We start from the raw sequence: 15,392 nt of genomic DNA on the forward strand, positions 1-15,392 counted from the left end.
CTCGGCAAAAAACTCGGTAGATCGTGCCTCCAGGGTGGCATCCAGTGCGGCGAGGCCTTGACCTGCCCGAGGGCGTGGCCGAGAACAGGTGTTTCACTCTCCGCAATTGATGAAACCCATCTTGAATGGCCTCCGCCGCATCGCTGCCTTCTGGCAGCGGGTGATCCACCTGCCCTATTTGGGGCGGGGCGGCTTTGCGCTGCTGCTGCTGGTGCTGCTACTCTCCATCACGCAGGATTGGCACCTCAGCCACCCTGATGAGGATGTGGACGAGGCCATCGAGCTGGCACGGCAGTCGAATCAATCTGTGCCGTGGTCCATCCAGCGACTAACCCGTGTCATGCCGTATCTGAATCTGTGGGTCACGCTGGGATCGGTACTGCTGGTGCTGATCATCTTCCGCCGCTGGAATCAGCCCAGCCGCTTGATGCTGCCGCTGCTGGTCGCGGCTGGCTCACTCACCGTGTGGGCCGTGGGTGGGGAGCTGGTAGGCTATATCGTCCATTCGCAGATGACGGACTTCGGTGAGCCTGCGGTGCCGCTGGCTTTCCTGGGAAAGCAGATGCTCATCGCCGCATCGCTGCTGTCGGTGCCAGGGGCGCTTTGGTGGTGGATGGGGCTGGGGATTTTAGAAAAGCACACGCTACGCTGTTTTATCCATCCGCTGGTGTTTTGCTTCACGGCGTTTTGCTCTCTGTACATCATCGCGGACTTGCTGGATAATATGAAGGACTTTCAGGATGCGAAGTCGCGGCTCTCCGATGTGCTGGGCTTCTATGTGGGGCTGCTACCGTATATTTTTGTCACTGTGGTGCCGGTGGCACTGCTGCTGGCGGTGCTGTATTCCCTGACGCGTATGTCGCGGGCCAATGAGCTCATCAGCATGCTGGGCACGGGGCGTAGCCTAGCCCGTGTTTTGCGGCCTATCTTCCTGGCATCGGCCTACACGGTGGCGCTGGCAGCGGCGGCGAATTATTACTGGGCACCGCGTGCGGAGGGGAATCGCAAGAATGCAGCGCGGCAGGGGCGCAGCGTCATGGCGGAGCAAATCATGTATCGGAATGAGCAGACTCGGCGCACATGGTTCGTCGGCAGCTTCCCGTTTTCGCTCCAAGGTGGACGCGAGCGCATGCGTGGCATCCAGATGCGTGAGGAGAACCTCAATGGTGCCCCTGCCCGCACCATCTTGGCACCCACGGCCACCTGGACGCCGCGCGGCGGCTGGCGCTTCTATGACGGGCGCGAGATACGCTATGAGAAAGGCACCGCCACGGCAATGCCGCCCTTTCCCACAGCGAAAAGCGGCCAGCAGGTGCTGGAGGTCCCCCACCTGGCCGAGACTCCGTGGAGCCTCGTCAGTCATGCTCTGAAGGCAGACTTCATGGGTGTGCCGGAACTGCTCTCCTACCTCAAGGCGCATCCGCAGGCTTCCGAGGAGAAGCTGGCACCATTCCGCACGCATTTGTGGCACCGCTTTGCCCTGCCGTGGCAGGCGCTGGCCGTGGTGCTCTTTGCGGTGCCGCTGGGAGTCGCCTACTCACGCCGTGGGGCACTCGGCGGCATCGCGGGCAGCATTTTCATCTTTTTCGTCTTCATGTTCGTGAACAATCTATTCCTCAATCTCGGCAAAGGCGGCCACCTACCGCCGTGGTTCACCGTCTGGGTGCCGCATCTGCTCTTTGGCACACTGGGGCTCATTTTCTTTTACTTCCGCTCACGCAACCGGGACCTGCCCAGACTGCGACTTTGGCCGAAAAAAGCCGCCCAGGTGGCCCGCCCACGCCGTCGCGGCCCCTCCGCCCCCGTGGCGGCGGCAACTTGAAACTTGAAACCTCTCACCTGGAACTCATAAAACCGTCTGATGCAGCAAAACTGGCAAATCCGCAACCGAGCCCACCAATGCGCCGCCACCCAGCGCCCATTCGAGGACAGCGAAGTCTTTTACACCGCCATTTACTTCGACCCGGACCTCAATGAGTACGCCCGCCGCGACATCTGCGCGGATGCCTGGAAGCAGGAGCTGGAGGCCCGCAAGCCCATCGCCTCCTGGCGCAATGTGTATCAGCGAATCGAGCCCGAGGCCAAGCCGGAGATCGCCTCCAAAGCCACGGCCCAGGAGCTCCTCCAGCGCTTCATCGAAGAAGGCGATCCAAAGACCGAAAACGCCCGCTACATCCTCGCCCTCATGCTGGAGCGGAAGCGCCTCCTGGTGCAAACCGCCGAAAAAGAGGTCGATGGCCAAAAAATGCTCTTCTACGAAAACAAGAAGACTGGCGAGATCTTCATCGTGCGTGACCCCGAGCTGCTCCTGGAAGAAGTCGTGCAGATTCAGGAAGAAGTGGCCACGATCCTGGCCTTTGGCGGCCCTGCTGCCGAGGCGGCCAAAGCCGTCGGCGTCACCCTCACCGTCGATGGCGTCGTCCCATCCGAGTCACACGCAGATCCAGCCGAAAACACTCCAGAAGCCGCTCCAGAGCCAGAAATAGCCCCCGAAGCCGCCTGTGAGTCCGAGCCCGCTTCCGAATCCGCCTCTGAACCTGATACCACTCCAGAAATCGAACCCGAAACCTCCACCGCTGAATAATTTATGTCCCTCCAAACCGACCGCGAAGAACTCCGCGCCATCCTCCGCGCGAAATCCGTCAAAACTGGCAAATTCACCCTCGCCTCTGGCAAGGAGAGTGATCTTTACGTCGATTGCCGCGTCACCACGCTGGACTCACGCGGCGCGGTGCTGGTGGGTCGCGTGCTGCATGACTTGCTGCGCAAAGAGGAAGCCGCTCGCGGCTTGAGCATCGGCTCGCTCGGCGGCCTCACCATGGGCGCAGACCCCATCACACTCGCCGTGGCGATGAGCTCCAGCATGGCGGGCGATGCCAAGCCCGTGCAGGCCTTTGTCGTGCGGAAGGAAGCCAAAGGCCATGGCCGCGGCAAGCGCATCGAGGGCAATTTCACGCCGGATCAGCCCGTCGTCGTCGTCGATGACGTCATCACTACTGGCGACTCCACTTTGAAGGCCATCCAGGCCATCGAAGAAGAAGGCGGCAAAGTCGCCTTCGCCCTCATCCTCGTCGATCGCCAAGAAGGCGGCCGCGAAAACATCGAAAGCAAAGGCTACCCCGTCGTCGCCGCCTTCACACGGCCAGAGCTGGTGTGATGGAGGGAGGCGGGGACCAGCTTGATCGCCGCCTTTTTTCCTTTCACCAAAAAATCACCGCTTCCACTCCGTCGTCGTCCAGGTCACGGGCTCGGCATCTGGTAGGGAATCGAGAGCCAGTGGAGCGGCGGATTTCACCTTCTCCGTCTGTCCCCGCACCTCCAGGCTTAGCGGGCCGAGTAAATGCTCCTTTTCCAGCCAGAAGCGCAGGCGTAGATCTGCCGCCGCATTTTCAGCGATGCGTGCGGGCTTCTCACTGGGTAGGATAAAGATCGGCACCTCCTTGCCGTCCCCCGTCAGCAAGCGCACATCCGGCGGCTGCATGAAAAAGGGGCGCGGGCTGCGGTTCTCATAGTGAAACTCGATGTCCAGCCGTGCATTGCCCACATCACGCGTGAGGATGCAGCGCTGGACACGCAGTGTCGCAGCCTCCACCTCCGCGCTACCTGCCGCAGAGGGCAGCGCCTCCGTATCGTAGGGCGCGGGCTCACGTAGCGCCCACCATGCAGCGGCGGCACTGGCGATGAGGAGAAACCAGACTTCTGGGCGGGTATGGAGGCGCATGCGGGAGTGTAGGGCAGGAAGAACCGGTTTTTCCGGGGTTGTCAAAGCAGGAACTTGCCCTAGCATTCGCGCCCCTCCGGCCCGGGGCGGCTCCTCCGCCCTGTTTTTCCCGGTGGGCGATGCGACCCCTCAATCCCCCCTTTTGCCCGTCATGAACATCAACGTCGAACACCAGCCTAACTGCCGCGCTGTCGCCCACATCCGCGTCCCTGCCGATCAAGTCGCCAAAGAGCGTAGCAGCGTCGTCGCCTACTTCGCGAAAATGGTCAACCTGCCCGGCTACCGCCCTGGAAAGACGCCCAAAAGCATCGTCGAAAAGCGCTACGAAAACGAGGTGAAGGACGAGTCCGAGAAAAAGCTCATCAACGAAGGCCTGCGCCAAGCCGTGAAAAATGAAGGCCTCGAGGTCATCAACGTCCTCGCCGTCAAAGACAAGCTCTACCACGACACCGACGGCAGCTTCTCCTTCAGCATCGAAATGAGCCTCCAGCCCAAATTCGATCTGCCCGAGTACAAAGGCATCCCTGTCAAACTTCCCCGCATTGAGGTCACAGATGCAGACATCGACCACGACTTGCTCCACATCCGCGAGAATCAGGCCTCCTACGAAGACGTGACCCGCGCTGCCGCCATCGGTGACGTCGTCGTACTCAGCACCACCGGCAGCCTCGATGGCCAGCCGCTCGCAGAGGCCCTGCCAGACGCCCCCGCGCATCTGAAGGAGATGAAGGAAAACTGGTTCCTCCTCGCCGAAGAAGATGATTTCATCCCAGGCTTCTACGCAGGCCTCGTCGGCATCGAAAAAGACACCGAGCGCAGCCTCGCACTCCCCATCCCTGAGGAATTCCCCTTTGAGCCGCTGCGTGGCAAAACCCTCACCCTGGCAGCCAAATGCCTCGGCGTGAAATTCAAGGCCGTGCCGGAGCTGAATGACGAATTCATCAAGAAAATCGGTGGCGAGGAAATGACGCTCGAATCCCTGCGTGATGAAGTGCGTGACGGCATCCGCCGCCGCAAAGAGCAGTCCCGTGACACCGCGAAGAGCAACCAAGTCATCGCCCACATCTTTGAAAAAGTGGAGTTCGAGCTCCCGCAGGAAGTCGTGAACCGCGAAGCCCAGCGCCGCACCAATGAGATCGCCATGCGTGCCATGCAGCAGGGCGTTCCAGAGGAAGAACTGGTGAAGCAGCAGGAAGAAATCCTCAACAGCGCCACCAATCAGGCACGTCAAAACGTCAAAGTGAGCTTCATCCTGGAGCAGGTGGCCAAAAGAGAGGCCCTCGAAGTCCCCGGCCAAAAAGTGGCCATGGCCCTCTCCCAGATCGCCGAGCGCCAAAAGATGCCCGTGAAGAAATTCATGGCCGAAGCCGAGAAATCCGGCCTCATCGACAATGTGCGTGCCGATTTGCTCTTGCAGGAGGCTTTGGAGTTCCTCAAAGACAACGCCACCGTCGAAGAAACCGAGCCCGAAGCCGAAAAGTGCGAAACCCACGGCCACGGAGCTTAAGTCCGAGCTAGATCACTAAAAAACGCCTCAGGTAGCTGAGGCGTTTTTTTGTGGGCATGAAGCGCCTGCCAGACGCGAGCACTGGCAATCGCTGGAAGTGCTTGAGCCCGTGTGCGGACGGGAGAAATGATGCCACACCATGCCCGATCTCCCCAACCAGCCGCTCGGCGAACCCGTCGCCGATTGGAAGCCGCCACCGCCACCAGCGCGTGAAGTCATGCAGGGCCGTTTTTGCCGACTAGAGCCGCTGTCGGTCGAAAAACATGCTCAACAGCTCTTCACTGCGAACGCACTCGACTCCACCGGCGCGAACTGGACTTACCTGCCATACGGGCCGTTCACCGAGTTCGTGGACTACGCCGCGTGGCTGGAAAAGCAGTGCCTCGGCCCTGATCCGCTGTTTTTCGCCATCGTGGAAGCTACGAGCGGCGATGCAGTGGGCGTGGCGAGCTACCTGCGCATCACACCCGACTGCGGCAGCATCGAGGTGGGGCACCTGCATTTCTCGCCGAAACTGCAACGCACCCCCACAGCGACGGAGGCGATGTATCTCATGATGCGCCAAGCCTTTGAGCTAGGCTACCGCCGCTACGAATGGAAGTGCGATTCGCTCAATGAACCCTCCCGCAAAGCCGCACTGCGCCTGGGCCTGTCCTTCGAAGGCATCTTCCGCCAAGCCACCGTGCGCAAAGGCCGCAACCGCGACACCGCCTGGTATGCCGCCATCGACAAAGAATGGCCCGCGCTGCGTGCAGCCTTCGAGCAGTGGCTCAGCCCAGCAAATTTCGATGAGGCTGGAAGGCAGCGGGTGAGTCTCTCGTCGCTCACGCGTCTGGTTTTGAAGTGACGCTGATACGGTTCTGGTTCCGCCTGCGTTTTTCCCGCCGCATGAAACGCATCACTCTCTTCCTCCTCACCGCCTTCACTTTGCACGCGCAGCAACGCGTCGAGGTCTCGCGTGATCTGTGGATCTCGGCTTACTCGAAGGAGGTGGAGGGGAACAATGGTGGATCGCACCGGCTGAAGCTGAAGGGCATCCAGGAGTTCTTCTTGATCGACTTTGATCCAGCGGCGCTGCGTGGGAAGAAGGTCGTCAAAGCGCAGCTTCATGTACATCTGGCATCACCAGAGGCACCGCTGCGGCGCACGACGGTGTCATCGATCACGCAGGAGTGGGTCGAGGGCACGGGAAGCAGCTACGCGAAGACACCGGGCGCGAGTTCCTTTGTGTGGGCGAAGACCGGTGAACTGCGCTGGGGCAACAACGAGCCGGACATCACCAGCGTCGTTTGCGGCGAAGGCGGCTCCGTGTGGGGCTTTGGCGATGCTTCCGCGCCGGATGCGGAGGGCTGGCAGATCATTCCCATCGCTCCCGTAGTGGCCCAGGCGCGGCTGGATGGCCGTTCGCACGGCTTTTACGTCATCGACGACATCGGGAATGAATACACGCGGGATGGCAATGCCGCGAAGTTCACGAATTTCGTGAATCGCTACGTTTCGAGCCGTGAGGACAAACGTGTGCATAAGCCCTACTTCACGCTGTGGCTCGAAGACGGCGCGGTGGAGGCTCCCAAAGCCGTCTCAGAGGCCAAAATAGTCGCCGCAGCCGTTTTACCGCCTGTTCCAGCCGTTTCGGCCGTGAAGCCGGTTTTGCCTGCGAAGGACGTTTTCGGCTCCGAACTGGCCTCCACGCACTTTTACGCCGCGAAGGGTGAAACGATCGGTTTTTCGGTCGCGGGCCCGGCCATCGTGAAAGCACCGAATCTCGGAGTGAAGCTCTACTCGATGCCCAAAGTCGGCGGCATGCACGATCCGCTCGTGCCGGGCACGGGTGAGGACACTTTCATCGAACTGCATGTGCCGAAAAACGCACCCGCAGGCAAACATGGCGGCACGGTGACGGTGGATGGCACCGTGATGCCCTTCACGGTCACGGTTTGGAACTTCACGCTGCCGGATCGCCTGGCGTTCCTGCCGCAGATGAACGCTTACGGCCTGCCGGGGCATGTGCGTGACTACTACCGGCTCGCGCATGAGCATCGCGTGGTGCTGAACCAGCTCCCGTATGGCTGGACGGGCAAGGTGGACGAGCCTGCGCCGAAGCTCGGCGGCGATGGGAAGTGGGATTGGACGAAGTTCGATGCGGAGTTCGGCCCGTTGCTCGATGGCAGCGCCTTCGCCGATCTGCCACGCGGCGCGGTGCCGGTGGACGCGTATTACCTGCTGCTGAACGAGAACTGGCCGATGAAGCACGACGAGCACTTCAAAGGCGGCTACTGGATCGAAAACGCCTTCGATGACTCCTACTGGACGCAGTTTCGCGCCATGGCGGCGGAGATCGCGAAGCACTTCGAAGCGAAGGGCTGGACGGAGCCGATGTTCGAGTTCTACCTCAACAACAAGGTGTACTTCAAAAAGGACGACTGGCGCAAATGCAGCGCGGCATGGATTTTCGACGAGCCAGTGCACACGCAGGACTTCTGGGCCATTCGCCACTACGGCCGCGAGTTCTGGAAGGCCACCGAGCCGTTCAAGAACGTGCATCTCACCTATCGCGCCGATATTTCCCGCCCGCAGTGGCAGCGTGAGTTGCTCGATCACTGCGTGAACGTGGAAGTCGTCAGTGGCGTGCTGCGGCAATACTGGCCACGCATTCAGCGTCGCGCCAAGGACTGCGGCAATCTCTACTACATGTATGGCGGAGCGAACGCCATCGGAACACCGAACATCGCGAATGCCGCGTGGTGTGTCGAGTCCTGGGCGCTCGGTGCGGATGGTGTGGTGCCCTGGAACACCATCGGCAAAGCGGACGCGTGGCAGACGCCGGATGAGCTCTCTGTGCTCTACCCGACTGACAACGGCCCCGTGCCAAGCCTGCGCCTGAAGACCTTCCGCGCAGGCCAACAACTAGTGGAGTATCTCACGCAATACTGCGCCGTCTCTGGCGAAAGCCGTGAGAGCGTCATGGCCGCGGTGCGTGCCATCCCTGGCCTCAGCGCCACGCTGGTGAAGAAAAACGAGGAAGACGCCGGCAAATCACAGTTCGGCAAAGACACGCAACCCGCCTTTGAAGCACTGCGGATGCGCCTCGGTGCCTACCTCGATGCCAAAGCACCTGCGCCAAAGGATCGTTGGCACGATCCACGGCCTACGCGGCCCGATTTGAATAAAGCGCGGGAGATCGTGCCGCTGGCGGTGCCTTGAGGGGACGTCGGGCTGTTTGCGGGGGGGGGGGGGCAGGAGTGCTTAGTGCTCAGTACTTAGTTGTTGAGTTAGCGGCTAAGGCAGTTTGGATTTTCATCCACAGACTCGTTATTCCAACCGTTCCGATGAACTGAGAACTGAAAACTGGACCAACAGGAGCAGCCTAGACCGCGTTGACGATGTTTTCGAGAGGGGCACCAAGCACGGCTGCGAGGGCGATGCGGGCAGAGGTGCGGCGCATTTCGAGCTTGGACTCGACGCTGCAAAAGGCGGCGTGGCAGGTGGCGATGAGATTCGGTGTGGCGGCTTCATCCGCGGTGCGCAGCGGCTCGTCTTCGATCACGTCTAGCCCGGCACCTGCGATGATGCCCGACTTGAGCGCGGCGAGGATGTCTGCCTTACAGATGATGCCTCCGCGTGCCGTATTCACGACGAAGGCACCTGGACGCAGACGAGCGAGCTCACGCTGGGTGATGAGATGCCGCGTCTCGTCATTGAGCGGGCAATGGAGCGAGAGGACGTCTGTTTGAGCGAGTAAGTCATCGAGACTACGGACGCGGGTGATGCCCAGGGCTTTGTCCACGCCATTGGGGAGGTAGGGATCGTGGAAGAGGACTCGGAATCCGAGGGCCTTTGCACGGAGCGCTGTGGCGGTGCCGATGCGACCGAGGCCGATGATGCCAAAGGTGAGTGTGCTGAGGCGGCGGAGCTGCGGTGTGACGCGGATGGTCCAGCCGAGTGTCTTTGCCTCCGCATCGAGCGGGAAGAGCTGACGGCAAAGGGCGAGCGCGAGGGCGATGGCGTGATCTGCGACCTCCTCCGTGCCGTAGTCTGGCACATTGCAGACGGCGATGCCGCGCTGGCGAGCAGCGGCGATGTCCACGCTGTCGTAGCCGACGCCGTTGCGGATGATGGCGCGGCAGTTTGTTAGCCGGGCGATGCCTGCAGCGGTGAGGGGCATGTTATGCCAAATGATGACGGCCTGTGCGTCGCCGATGTCGGCGGGCAAGTCTGCATCCGTGTCACAAAGGTGCCGCGTGATGTGAGCAGCGGTGCCGATGACGGCTTTTCGACAGCAGAGTCTGCATCGCCCTGTGGAGCGGTGCGCCAGTCAATAATGGCGATGCGTGGCTGCATGATCAAAGTAGGCCTCCATCACGCGAAACCGAGGGCGGTGATGCGGGCGTGGACGGCGTCTTTGTTATCGAGCAGCTCGGCGATGGGGTCCCACTGGCCGCTGAGGAGGCCCTCACGGGCGGTGGCGGGCATGGTGACGGGCACGCTCTGGCTGCCGAAGCGCACGCTCTGGCCTGCGACATCGACGGTGATCTCGGTCTGCGGATCTGCGGCGACGGCGGCAGCGATTTTCTGGATGTCTGCGGCAGTGGCGCAGACGCAGGGGATGCCGAGCGTGGTGCAGTTGCCGAAAAAGATCTCTGCAAAGCTCTGGGCGATGATGGCGCGGATGCCGAAACGGTAGAGTGCCTGCGGGGCGTGCTCACGGGAGCTGCCGCAGCCGAAATTCTCGCCAGAGAGCAGGATGGAGGCACCTGCGTGGCGTGCATCATCGAGCGGGTGGCCGATTTTGTTGCCATCCTTGTCGAAACGCACGTCGTAGAAGGCGTACTCGCCCAATCCGTCAAAAGTGACGCATTTCATGAAGCGGGCGGGGATGATGCGGTCGGTGTCGATGTCGGTTCCGGGGACGTGGACGCCGCGACCGGCGACTTGGGTGATTTTTGCGAGAGCCATGATGAGGGGCATGGAGGCTAGGCAGTGTTTTGGCTCTGGCAAGAGTGGGGGCAGCCTTTGTGAGGGAGAAAATGCATGGAAATCCGCCACCGGCATGAGGCCATCCTTGCCACCCGCCGAAAGCGGAGGAAGCATCCCCTGCCCTTCCGCCGCCGTCATGCGCTTCATCAGCACCCTCATTCGCTACCTGACCTTCCTGCTCGCTCTGGCAGGTGTGGGCGGCATTTTCATGGTTATGCGTGAGCTGCATGCGCAGCAGCCCGTGGTGACAGCGCCGCCTATTGCGCCTGCGACGAAGGCTGCGCCGGATGACATCGCTGCCACCGGCATCTTGGAGGCGCGGGATGAGAATGTGGCGATCGGTGTGCCTGCGGCCGGGCTGGTGCAGGAGGTGAAGGTGCGGGTGAATCAGACCGTGAAAGCGGGTGATCCGCTGCTGCAGCTCGATGACCGCGAGCTGAAGGCCCTGCTTCTGCGTCAAAAAGCCTCCGTCGCCGTGGCACAGGCCCAGTTTGTCGTGGCAGAGGCCCAGTTGGCCAAATTGCAGGACATGCTGGACCGCCTGAAGTCAGTGCCGGATCAGCGAGCGATCAGCCAGGATGATCTGCGCAATCGCAGCAACGATGTCACAGTGGCAAAGGCGCAGCTCCAGGCTGCCCAGGCAGAGCTGGATGCCGCGAAGGCGGATGTGGAGCAGACCGGGCAGCTCATCGACCGGCTGCTGGTGCGTGCGCCGCGTGGTGGCACGCTTTTGCAGGTAAACATCCGCGCCGGAGAATACGCCTCACCGCAGAATAAGCTGCCTGCGCTCATCCTGGGTGACATCGGCACGCTGCATGTGCGTGCGGATGTGGATGAACAAAACGCCACGGCGGTGCAACTGGATGCCGCAGCGAAAATCTCACTCAAGAGTGACTCCAGCCGCTCCTTTCAGGCCGCCTTCGTGCGTGTGGAGCCCTATGTGATCCCGAAGACTTCCCTGACTGGAGCCAGCACGGAGCGTGTGGATACCCGCGTGCTCCAGATCATCTACCGGCTGGAAAAACCTGCCGACACGCCGCTTTATGTCGGCCAGCAGGTCGATGTGTTCATTCCGCGCCGCAAGACACCGGCGAAGTGAGCTGAGATCAGCCTTTGCGGAAAAGAAGGCAGCCGGACATCCTGTCATGCAGGCACTGCTTCTGCTCCGTCCAGATGCACATGAGGTAGCCGATGCAGAGCAGGAGGCTGGAGAGGATCTTGCCGAAGTAACGACCCGTGGCACGGCCAAAGGTGATGCGCTGGCCATTCATGTCGGTGACTTTGATGCCACAGATGATTTTGCCGATAGAGCCCTGGTAGGTGGATGTCTCCATCAGGGAGTGGTAGAGCCAGTCAAAGCCGACTGCGACCACCGCAGCCAAAAGGATGGCCACTCCAGCCCCTTCTCCATCCGCTCCTTCAGCCATTCCTTCAGACATTCCACTCGCTGCATAGCCGATTACCAGGCCCACGATGGTCGCCACCACCTGCATGATGATGTTATCGACAAAGTAGGCCAAAAAGCGCCACCAGAAGCCTGGATGGTAGCCGAGCTCGTCGATGCGGTTACCGGGGCGGATGAGATTGGCTACGGGTGGAGCGTAGGGATTGATCTCTACGGCAGCGGGAGCGGGGAATGCGGTGGGCGTGCTGAATTTGGCCCCGATGGGCTGCCAGTCCGTCATGCCTTCTGCCCAACACAGGTCGGTGGCACTGAGTGCACCGCTTTGGAGTTTCGCGAGGACTTCTGACTCCGAGATGGGGCCAGATTGGATGCCATTTTGAGCGACGTGGTATTGCATGAGGCGGCGGTTTTAATGGCAGCCGCGATCTGGATCAATCCGAAAAAGTTACCCACGTCACTTCAGCAGCTTGCGCAGGGCTTCGCCGAGTTTTTCACGAGTATCTGGTCCATAGCCCGTGGTGACGTAAGCCACTTTGCCATCAGGACCGATGACGACGGTGTGGGGGATGCCCTCCACGCCGTATTGCTGGCTGATGCGCTGATTGGCGTCGATGACGACATCGACTTTCCATCCGCGTGTTTGTAGGAAGGTGGAGACGAGTTCCTTCGGCTCGGCCTGATTCACGGCGACGAGGCGGACCTTGGTGGAGTCGAGTTCAGCCGCTTGGGCGATGAGCTCTGGCAGGGACTTGATGCAGGGGCCGCACCAGGTAGCCCAGAAGTCGAGGATGACGACTTTCCCACGCTCTTTGGCGAGCTGGAAGTCACCACCACCAGCCAGCAGTGGGAGCTGCACGGGCGGGGCATCTTTGCCGAGCAGTGGAGAGCTCTCTCCACCGGTCTCTGGCAGCACCGGCTCTGGAGTGAAGGCAAGACGCCAATCGCGGAAGCCCCGCATGGCGACGGACTCCTCTGGTGCAGTGGGCCGCAGTGAGCTGATGGAAGTGAGCGGCACCCGCATCTGCCCGAGCAGCGGATGCTTGCCCATGACGGCGTCGGACTCGTATTTTTCGATCTGGAAGGCCATGCGCCCGCCACTGCCGAGGAGGAAGTGGTGCATGCCGGGAGTCGCAGGAGTGGCGGTGGCCTGAGCGGTGATTTTTTTCTCCTCCGGCTTCTCAGGGGTGGAGGCGGCGGGGAGTGGCCTATCTAGCCAGATGGCGGCACTGACGCGGTCTGCGGGGATGCGCACGGTTTCCAGACCACTGCGCACGGAGAAATGATCCGCGGTGGCAGATTCGATGATGCCACGGAGCACATCCCCATTGCGTGCGACGAGGATGTGACGCGGCGGTGCTTCTTTGCGGAAGCGGGGCACTAGCAGGGCGTGCTCGCGGGCTTTGGGATCGACGATAGGCATGGCGATGCGGCCTGCGCCTGTGCTGGACTGAAAACTGCTGATTTTGACATCACGCTCGGTATTCCCCCAGAGTGGAAAGGACTCGATGTAGAGCCCAGAGCCGCCGCGCATCTCTGGTGTGATATTGATGCGGCGCATGGGCACACCATTGAAGGAGACCTCTACCGTTTTCTCCGTGATGGCGATGCGGACCGGGGTGTTTTGTGGGGCGTTGATGCGGTTTTGGTCATCGAGCTGATTTTCGCCCTGCTGGAGGCCAAAGACGGCTTCATTGCCGATACGGCCAAAGATGAGATTGAGCCCCTTTGCATCACGATCAGGGCCTGCGGCAAAGATCCGCATGCGAATGGCACTGAAACTCTGCTCCGTGTATTCAAAGCGGATCTCCTGCACCTGGGAGAAGGATGGATGCCCGAGTGTGAAGCCGGGTTTCATGGTCATTGCGCCGGTTTCGGCATTCATGGTGATCTTCTTTTCGTCGCCACGCACGATGCGCCAGCCGGGATCGGTGAAGCCCTTGGTGCGCAGCGGCTCACCAGAGAACTGCACGGCCTGCACCTCCGCAGCCGCGTAGTCGCGTGTGCGAGTCGCTGTGGACTCAAAGTCGATGCGTTTTTCATCCATCGCACGCAGGGATCCTGGGAGTATCTCACCACTTTTCAGGTAGAGCAGCGCGGATGCAGGCTGCGGGAGGATGTTCGATGCCGCACGGGTGATCTCCACATCATCGACGATGCCGATGGGGACGGCCTTCGAGGCACCGATGAGCTGCCAGAGTGGATGCGGGCCACCCTGCGCAGGCGCAGAGAGTGTGCCGTGCAGCTCGCGGCCTTTGAAGCGAATGACATCGAACTGCGAGAGCGGTGGCGACTTCGGGGCATCCGGCGGCGCGGGCACCGCGAGGTCGATGCGCAGAATGTCCTGCATATCGAGCGTGAGCGGTGCGGTGGCAAAACTGGTGCGCAGGGTGACGTGCGGCTTTTTCAATGAAGCCAGCGTGCCTGCTGCCCACATGCCATCTGGATAGCTGATGCGTGCCTGATGCGGGGTGAACCAGGTGCCGCCGCCATTGTCAGCGCGGTGGTGTGCAGCGAGCAGTTTTTCCCACGGTAGCGTGGTTTCTGCGCTGCCTTTTTCTGCGCGGATGGTGAAGGTGCTCGCGTCTGCGCGGTGGATGCGGCCAAGGATGACACTGCCATCCGTCAGCTCCACGCGGGGCACAGCATCGCTGATCTGGGCGGGCACTTTGCCATCCCACTCGCGGACGAAGAGCTCGTCGATGAACAAATTGACGCCTTTGTTCATGATAGCGAGGCCTGGAGTAAAGGTCGGAGCCTTCACGGCTGGTTTGGAGGAGCGAGCGACGTTTTTCTTCACCCCGGCCTCCAGGAGGTTCACGATGGCTCCGACGAGCCCGATGCCGACTCCGCCTTCCGCAGCCGGTTTGGCCTCTTTTTCGGCCTCAGCGGGTTTTTCCAGCTTTGGGGCATTGGTTTGAAAATCGGTGATTTTTTTGCCTGCGCCGTCAAATAGGCTGCAAAGGCCTGTTTGGCGGTCCCAGAAGAATGCGAGCGTGAGCTGCTGCTGCTCTTTCGGTAAAGTCGTCAGTGTGGCGAAGCTGGTGCCTTCTGCCCCCTGGAGCACCACATCATCCTCCCATGTCTCGATGATGCAGGGCTGTGAATCCTCATCCACCACCTCGATGCGGAACTCCGGCCGCTTTTCAGAGCGCAGGCGCAGGCGCAGCTCCACACGGTCTGGCAGATCGACTGGATGATGCACACCGCGATTCCAGCCCGCGAGATTCAAGTAACCACCGGGCTCATGGCGGAAGATCTGCTTTTTCGATTCATCATCCGGCGTCCACCCACTGCGGCCACCAGGACCCGCGAGAAGTAGTCCTGGGCCATTCATGCGCTGGATGCTGGTGACGGCACTGGCGGCCAGCCGCGCCTGAGCACCCGCCGCGATGCGCTGACCGGTGACGAGGATCTCTTTGTCTGCCATGCCAGCGATGCTGCCCATCAGCCGTGTGCCATCATCAAGCCGGATGCTGAAGGGCTCTGGCGTGGGCTTGTCATTGCTCCAATCCTTGTTGGCATCTGGTTTCAGCTCGTAGGAGCGCAGCACATGGAGTGCGACCTCCACGGGCTCGATGAAGGGCTTCTCCTTGGGGTCGATCTGCCAGCGAATGCTCGTCTCATTGGCCTCCAGGATGCCACCACCGGCTTTTTCGCCATTGCGCCACTCCAGGAAGGAGGCGTGAGCACTAGCAGCGCAGAGCAGCAGCAATAGGCATGCGAGACGTGCTGCGCACTGCGATGGAAAGCGTGAGTGTGAGGCGAGGATCGAGCGCATGCAA

General features: G+C 61.1%; 12 protein-coding genes. 7 read left to right on the top strand and 5 right to left on the bottom strand.

The window, feature by feature from the left end:
* Positions 1–109: 109 nt before the first annotated feature.
* The 3 genes from IPK32_14660 to pyrE are packed head-to-tail and all read left to right on the top strand — an operon-like array spanning position 110 to position 3,157.
* Positions 110–1,822, top strand: coding sequence for an LptF/LptG family permease (locus tag IPK32_14660; GenBank protein MBK8093184.1), 1,713 nt, complete (start codon positions 110–112; stop codon positions 1,820–1,822).
* Between the two features lie 39 nt (positions 1,823–1,861).
* Positions 1,862–2,584 carry a hypothetical protein gene (locus IPK32_14665; GenBank protein MBK8093185.1) on the top strand — a complete coding sequence of 241 codons (723 nt, stop codon included), beginning with the start codon at positions 1,862–1,864 and terminating at the stop codon, positions 2,582–2,584.
* 3 nt (positions 2,585–2,587) lie between these two features.
* Complete coding sequence (gene pyrE, locus IPK32_14670; GenBank protein MBK8093186.1) at positions 2,588–3,157, top strand: orotate phosphoribosyltransferase; 570 nt, start codon at positions 2,588–2,590, stop codon at positions 3,155–3,157.
* A 54-nt stretch (positions 3,158–3,211) separates the two neighbouring features.
* Here pyrE and IPK32_14675 read toward each other — a convergent pair whose 3' ends face one another.
* Positions 3,212–3,721, bottom strand: a complete 510-nt coding sequence (locus IPK32_14675) for a hypothetical protein (protein ID MBK8093187.1) — start codon at positions 3,719–3,721, stop codon at positions 3,212–3,214.
* A gap of 151 nt (positions 3,722–3,872) precedes the next feature.
* On the opposite strand from IPK32_14675, the gene tig reads away from it, so the two are divergent.
* From tig to IPK32_14690, 3 genes are all read left to right on the top strand, one after another.
* The gene (tig, locus tag IPK32_14680) at positions 3,873–5,228 is read left to right on the top strand and encodes a trigger factor (GenBank protein ID MBK8093188.1); all 1,356 of its coding nucleotides are present in this window, start codon (positions 3,873–3,875) and stop codon (positions 5,226–5,228) included.
* A 139-nt stretch (positions 5,229–5,367) separates the two neighbouring features.
* On the top strand, positions 5,368–6,075 hold the full coding sequence (locus IPK32_14685) for a GNAT family N-acetyltransferase (GenBank protein MBK8093189.1): 708 nt from the start codon (positions 5,368–5,370) through the stop codon (positions 6,073–6,075).
* A gap of 41 nt (positions 6,076–6,116) precedes the next feature.
* The gene (locus IPK32_14690; GenBank protein MBK8093190.1) at positions 6,117–8,432 is read left to right on the top strand and encodes a DUF4091 domain-containing protein; all 2,316 of its coding nucleotides are present in this window, start codon (positions 6,117–6,119) and stop codon (positions 8,430–8,432) included.
* Between the two features lie 163 nt (positions 8,433–8,595).
* Here IPK32_14690 and IPK32_14695 read toward each other — a convergent pair whose 3' ends face one another.
* Together IPK32_14695 and leuD are read right to left on the bottom strand one after the other, a co-directional pair.
* Positions 8,596–9,441 (bottom strand): C-terminal binding protein, encoded by an 846-nt coding sequence (locus IPK32_14695; protein ID MBK8093191.1) that lies wholly within the window; start codon positions 9,439–9,441, stop codon positions 8,596–8,598.
* 146 nt (positions 9,442–9,587) lie between these two features.
* Positions 9,588–10,184, bottom strand: a complete 597-nt coding sequence (leuD, locus tag IPK32_14700; protein ID MBK8093192.1) for a 3-isopropylmalate dehydratase small subunit — start codon at positions 10,182–10,184, stop codon at positions 9,588–9,590.
* Positions 10,185–10,278: 94 nt separating this feature from the next.
* Here leuD and IPK32_14705 point away from each other — a divergent pair, with 94 nt between their 5' ends.
* Entirely contained in the window at positions 10,279–11,304 is a 1,026-nt protein-coding gene (locus tag IPK32_14705; GenBank protein MBK8093193.1) for an efflux RND transporter periplasmic adaptor subunit, read from the top strand.
* 7 nt (positions 11,305–11,311) lie between these two features.
* On the opposite strand, the gene IPK32_14710 is transcribed toward IPK32_14705, so the two are convergent.
* Positions 11,312–12,007, bottom strand: a complete 696-nt coding sequence (locus IPK32_14710; protein ID MBK8093194.1) for an RDD family protein — start codon at positions 12,005–12,007, stop codon at positions 11,312–11,314.
* 57 nt (positions 12,008–12,064) lie between these two features.
* Entirely contained in the window at positions 12,065–15,388 is a 3,324-nt protein-coding gene (locus tag IPK32_14715; protein ID MBK8093195.1) for a TlpA family protein disulfide reductase, read from the bottom strand.
* Positions 15,389–15,392: the final 4 nt, after the last annotated feature.

Source organism: Verrucomicrobiaceae bacterium, from assembly GCA_016713035.1.
GTDB lineage: Bacteria > Verrucomicrobiota > Verrucomicrobiia > Verrucomicrobiales > Verrucomicrobiaceae > Prosthecobacter.

What these genes read in the sequence shown, in the direction of transcription:
- IPK32_14685 (MBK8093189.1), top strand. Translation starts at nt 5,368, where the DNA reads ATGCCCGATCTCCCCAACCAGCCGCTCGGCGAACCCGTCGCCGATTGG.
- IPK32_14675 (MBK8093187.1), bottom strand. Translation starts at nt 3,721, where the DNA reads ATGCGCCTCCATACCCGCCCAGAAGTCTGGTTTCTCCTCATCGCCAGT.
- IPK32_14660 (MBK8093184.1), top strand. Translation starts at nt 110, where the DNA reads ATGAAACCCATCTTGAATGGCCTCCGCCGCATCGCTGCCTTCTGGCAG.
- IPK32_14710 (MBK8093194.1), bottom strand. Translation starts at nt 12,007, where the DNA reads ATGCAATACCACGTCGCTCAAAATGGCATCCAATCTGGCCCCATCTCG.
- IPK32_14705 (MBK8093193.1), top strand. Translation starts at nt 10,279, where the DNA reads ATGAGGCCATCCTTGCCACCCGCCGAAAGCGGAGGAAGCATCCCCTGC.
- IPK32_14665 (MBK8093185.1), top strand. Translation starts at nt 1,862, where the DNA reads ATGCAGCAAAACTGGCAAATCCGCAACCGAGCCCACCAATGCGCCGCC.
- tig (MBK8093188.1), top strand. Translation starts at nt 3,873, where the DNA reads ATGAACATCAACGTCGAACACCAGCCTAACTGCCGCGCTGTCGCCCAC.
- leuD (MBK8093192.1), bottom strand. Translation starts at nt 10,184, where the DNA reads ATGGCTCTCGCAAAAATCACCCAAGTCGCCGGTCGCGGCGTCCACGTC.
- IPK32_14715 (MBK8093195.1), bottom strand. Translation starts at nt 15,388, where the DNA reads ATGCGCTCGATCCTCGCCTCACACTCACGCTTTCCATCGCAGTGCGCA.
- IPK32_14690 (MBK8093190.1), top strand. Translation starts at nt 6,117, where the DNA reads ATGAAACGCATCACTCTCTTCCTCCTCACCGCCTTCACTTTGCACGCG.
- pyrE (MBK8093186.1), top strand. Translation starts at nt 2,588, where the DNA reads ATGTCCCTCCAAACCGACCGCGAAGAACTCCGCGCCATCCTCCGCGCG.